The organism is Candidatus Thiopontia autotrophica, from assembly GCF_982804495.1.
Window position 1 is genome coordinate 1 of record NZ_CEYDPX010000039.1, and the last position, 4,772, is coordinate 4,772.

Consider the following 4,772-nt stretch of genomic DNA (forward strand, 5'->3'; position numbering starts at 1 on the left):
GGGTGCCCCTCCAGCATCGCCTCAGTCCCCGGCTTTACTGCCGCAGATATATGATTTCCTGGATGAGCATGTTTAAGGGTGGAAATGAGCGGAGCAGTCAGTAGTACATCCCCGATATGGCGGAACTTGATGACAAGAATTTTCCTCGCCTTGGGTTCAAGCATGATGTTTATGCATAATAACTGGGCTGATGGTCAGGGCGATCCTTAAAGCGCCTATGGATCCACAAATACTGTTCAGGAGCCTGTCGAACAACCTCTTCAATCAAATGATTCAGATGATCAGTCTCCTCTTGTATATGAGAGCCATCCATAATTACTGGTGGCTGTAGGGTAAGCTCATAAAGGCCTTCGTCTCTGCGCCTTGTTGTGAAGAACGGGATGACAGCTGCACCGGTCATCTTGACCAGACGAGAGGTAGCCGTATTGGTCGCAGCGGGGATACCAAAGAAGTCTGAAAAGACGCTCCCTTTATGGCCAAAATTTTGATCCATGGCGTACTCCACAACTCCATTGCCTTTTAATATCTTGACCATTCTTCGAATATTGTCTCGAGAGATAACAGATTTAAGGTAACGCTCACGTCCGCGACGGATGGTTTGGTCAAGAACAGGGTTGCTGTCAGGGCGAATGACAGCATGAATAGGCCTCTGTGTGGCAAGCATGATTCCAGATAGATCCACATTGGTAAAATGTGCACTAAATAGAATAACCCCTCTGCCCTGTTGAAGAGCGTGGTCAAGGTGCTCCAGCCCACTGATTTTCATCAGAGACTCCAATTGACTCTTGCTGCCCCACCACCCCAGTGTAGACTCGAATATGGACATCCCCAGAGATTCAAAATGTTGGGTAAGTAGCTGGTTGAGATGTTGGGGAGATAACTCTGGGAATACCAGTGCCAGATTTATTCTGGCAATTTTTTTTCGTCTTTTCAATAGCAATATTCCAAGCTGCCCCAGCCATCTTCCAAGAAATAGCTGTGTTTTGAAGGGAAGAAAGGAGAGCAACCTTAATATCAGTAGCATGAACCAGGTGGTCCAATATCTGGGATGGTAGAGGTTGGCGCTCATCTGCTAAAGTCTACCATTGTCATGAACCGAAAACTCTACTCTTCTCTGCTCTATCTGTTGATTCCAGCCATCCTGTTGCGAGCTGCCTGGCGAGGATTTTCCGCCCCTGCCTACTGGCGGCGGTGGGGTGAGCGCTTTGGGCTCTACCGAGGGGGTGGCTCGAAAGTTGACATCTGGATCCATGCGGTCTCGGTTGGTGAATTTATTGCATCCGTTCCGCTGATTCGCCGACTACTTGAAAGTGATCCTGACAAGAAGATCCTGGTAACCACCACAACACCAACCGGTTCGGCGCGTGTAGGGGCGGAGTTTGGCAGCGAGGTGCGCCACGTTTATATACCTTATGATCTCCCGGGCGCCACTCGCCGCTTTCTGCACCACTTCCGACCAGCTGTTGGTGTGGTAATGGAGACGGAGATCTGGCCAAATCTGTTCCACCGATGTGGAAAAGAGAATATTCCACTGATCCTGGCCAATGTGCGGCTCTCACAGCGCTCACTGGAGGGTTATCAGCGCTGGATTCCCCAACTGGCAAGGTCGGCACTGCAAAATGTGACCTGGGCAGCGGTGCAGGGGGAGGCTGATGCAAAACGGTTGACTGGGCTTGGGGCAATTCCAGATCGGACCACAGTTACTGGCAGCATCAAGTTTGACCTAACCCTGCCAGAAGATATTGAGCAGCAGGGGGAGAAGCTGCGTGATCAACTGGGATGTGCCCGGCCCGTGTGGATTGCCGCCAGCACCCGCGAGGGGGAGGAGGAGCAGGTTCTGGAGGCGCATCGGCAGATTCTGGAGCAGACCCCCGATGCCCTGCTGATTCTTGTGCCCCGTCATCCTGAGCGTTTCAGTGCGGTTGCGAAAATGGTTATCTCCAGGGGGATGAAAGCTGTCCGTCGTAGTGGCGACCAGCCCTGTGGTGATGAGGCGCAGGTCTATTTGGGAGACACCATGGGTGAGATGCTACTACTCTATTCAGCTTCTGACATTGCCTATGTGGGCGGCAGCCTGGTGCCCACCGGTTCTCACAATATGCTGGAGCCCGCGGCACTGGGCAAGCCGGTGCTATTTGGGCCGCACCGCTTCAATTTTGCCGAGGTCAGTCAGCTTCTGATAGAACAGGGGGCAGCGCAGGAGGTAACTGATTCAGATGAGTTGGCCAGCATCGTAATCAGCCTGTTTCAGAATAGTGAAAAGCGACAGCAGATGGGGGTGCAGGGCAAGCGTGTGGTTGAGCAGAATCGTGGTGCGCTGGAGCGCTTGTTGACAGGGATCAACAGAATTCTTGAGGGGGATCTCAAAAGATAAATGATTCGCGTGGCGGGGCAATCAGCCCCTCTACCTCCGTCTCAAACAGCTTTTCTGTTACCCAGCTCTCATCATCAAACCGGGTCATCAATATTGCAGTTTTAACCCCATTGTTCTCCACAATGGCAAAGAGACGCCCGCCCTGGTTGACTGCGCTCTTCAGTTTTTCCGGAATCTCCTGAACAGATCCAGTCAGAACCACAACATCATACCGGCTGTTTGGGGCCCAGTTTCCCACGAGAGCATCGCCACTCTCCAGAATAAAGTTTCCAACCCCCTCTGCGGTCAGGCGATCTTTGGCCTTCTCCATCAGGCTACTATAAAATTCAATGCTACGGACAGAGGCTCCCAGCCTGCATAGAAGGGCTGTTACGTAGCCACTCCCTGTGCCAATCTCGAGAACCGTCTCATTCTTCTGAAGGTTCAATGTCTGAACCATACGGGCCTCCAGACGAGGCTCCATCATCTTCTGCCCCTCACCAATCGGCAGAGCCACATCCATATAGGCTAGGCTCTGCTGAGACTCCGCCACAAAATGGTGTCGGGGAATGTCTTCAACCACATTCAACACCCGGCTATCCATTACATCCCAGGGGCGGATCTGCTGCTCTACCATATTGAGTCGTGCCTGTTCCAGATTCATCGTCATCTCCAAAATTCTATTGTCAAACAGCGCTATGATATAGTGCACCGATTCGAACTGCTAGGGGTGTCTGTGGGCAATGCCTTCCGGACTGAGAACAGACCCTTGGACCACAACACCTGATCCGGATTATGCCGGCGTAGGGAAGCAAAAGGAATAGACGCTAATGAATGCAAGACCCATGTTTGAAACAGATAAGGACGTGCACGCACGGATTCACCAGGCCGGTGCGGTTGCCGTAGAGCCATTTACCCAGTCCAGAAAGATCTATGTGGAGGGGAGTGCACCCGACATTCAGGTCCCTATGCGCGAGATATCGCTCTCTAATGAGACAAAAGTACATGTTTACGATACCTCGGGGCCATTCTCTGACCCCAAGATTGAGGTGGATCTCCGTCAGGGATTAGACCCGGTTCGTGCCCCGTGGATTGAGGCACGTGGTGATACCGAGGTGCTGGACCAACTCAGCTCAAAGTATGGTCGGCAGCGGGCAGGGGACCCGGAGCTGGCCTCTCTGCGTTTCTATGATGCGAGAAAGCCGCGTCGTGCCCGCAGTGGTTTGAATGTGAGTCAGATGCATTATGCGCGCAAGGGGATCATCACCCCGGAGATGGAGTATGTGGCGATTCGTGAGAACCAGAAGCTGGAGGCTGTACAAGATGCAGAGCTGCTGCAGCATCATCCAGGAAACTCCTTCGGGGCATCAATCCCAAATATTATAACCCCGGAATTTGTGCGCGATGAGATTGCGAGGGGGCGTGCGATCATCCCTGCAAACATCAACCATCCTGAGGTTGAGCCGATGATCATTGGCCGCAACTTCCTCACCAAGATTAACGCCAATATTGGTAACTCTGCCCTCGGCTCCTCCATTGAGGAGGAGGTGGAGAAGATGGCCTGGTCGATCCGCTGGGGTGGAGACACGGTGATGGATCTCTCCACCGGCAAGAATATTCATGAGACCCGTGAGTGGATTGTCCGCAACTCCCCGGTCCCAATCGGTACGGTACCGATCTACCAGGCGCTGGAGAAGGTGGACGGTATTGCCGAGGATCTTACCTGGGAGATCATGCGCGATACCCTGATTGAGCAGGCGGAGCAGGGGGTTGATTACTTCACAATTCATGCCGGGCTACTATTGCGCCATGTGCCTATGACCGCAAAACGGACCACAGGGATCGTCTCTCGCGGCGGATCAATTATGGCGAAATGGTGTCTGGCCCACCATGAGGAGAGCTTCCTCTATACCCATTTTGAGGAGACCTGCGAGATCATGAAGGCCTATGATGTCGCATTCTCGCTGGGGGATGGCCTGCGCCCAGGGTGTCTGGCGGATGCCAACGATGAGGCGCAGTTCGGGGAGCTGGAGACGCTCGGTGAATTGACCAAGATCGCCTGGAAGCACGATGTGCAGACCATTATTGAGGGCCCTGGCCATGTGCCGATGCATATGATCAAGGAGAACATGGATAAACAGCTCGAGGAGTGTGGCGAGGCTCCATTCTATACCCTGGGGCCGCTGGTAAGTGATATCGCCCCTGGATACGACCACATAACCTCCGCAATTGGTGCCGCAATGATCGGTTGGTACGGCACGGCAATGCTCTGCTACGTAACTCCAAAAGAGCATCTGGGGCTACCGGACAAGGAGGATGTTCGAGAGGGAATCGTCACCTACAAGATTGCAGCTCACGCGGCAGATCTGGCAAAAGGACATCCGGGTGCGCAGGTTCGGGATAATGCGATGAGCAAGGC

Annotated in this window: 4 protein-coding genes and 1 riboswitch; of the genes, 2 read left to right on the top strand and 2 right to left on the bottom strand. The window is 53.2% G+C overall.

Annotation, left to right across the window (positions count from 1 at the left end):
* Window positions 1-169 precede the first annotated feature (169 nt).
* A complete protein-coding gene (locus tag AC3ZFK_RS08085) occupies window positions 170-1,024 on the bottom strand; it encodes a lysophospholipid acyltransferase family protein (RefSeq protein WP_489433779.1) in 855 nt (284 codons plus the stop codon).
* Between the two features lie 66 nt (window positions 1,025-1,090).
* On the opposite strand from AC3ZFK_RS08085, the gene waaA reads away from it, so the two are divergent.
* Window positions 1,091-2,374, top strand: coding sequence for a lipid IV(A) 3-deoxy-D-manno-octulosonic acid transferase (gene waaA, locus AC3ZFK_RS08090; RefSeq protein WP_489433781.1), 1,284 nt, complete (start codon window positions 1,091-1,093; stop codon window positions 2,372-2,374).
* Here waaA and AC3ZFK_RS08095 read toward each other — a convergent pair.
* Window positions 2,364-3,017 (bottom strand): protein-L-isoaspartate O-methyltransferase family protein, encoded by a 654-nt coding sequence (locus tag AC3ZFK_RS08095; RefSeq protein WP_489433780.1) that lies wholly within the window; start codon window positions 3,015-3,017, stop codon window positions 2,364-2,366. The genes waaA and AC3ZFK_RS08095 overlap by 11 nt on opposite strands.
* Window positions 3,018-3,069: 52 nt before the next feature.
* Window positions 3,070-3,180: riboswitch (TPP riboswitch) on the top strand.
* Between the two features lie 18 nt (window positions 3,181-3,198).
* On the opposite strand from AC3ZFK_RS08095, the gene thiC reads away from it, so the two are divergent.
* A partial coding sequence (thiC, locus tag AC3ZFK_RS08100; RefSeq protein ID WP_489433782.1) for a phosphomethylpyrimidine synthase ThiC occupies window positions 3,199-4,772 on the top strand: 1,574 nt, incomplete at its 3' end.

Excerpts from the sequence above, each read along its gene's own strand:
- waaA (WP_489433781.1), top strand. The coding sequence starts at position 1,091 with ATGAACCGAAAACTCTACTCTTCTCTGCTCTATCTGTTGATTCCAGCC.
- AC3ZFK_RS08095 (WP_489433780.1), bottom strand. The coding sequence starts at position 3,017 with ATGAATCTGGAACAGGCACGACTCAATATGGTAGAGCAGCAGATCCGC.
- AC3ZFK_RS08085 (WP_489433779.1), bottom strand. The coding sequence starts at position 1,024 with ATGCTACTGATATTAAGGTTGCTCTCCTTTCTTCCCTTCAAAACACAG.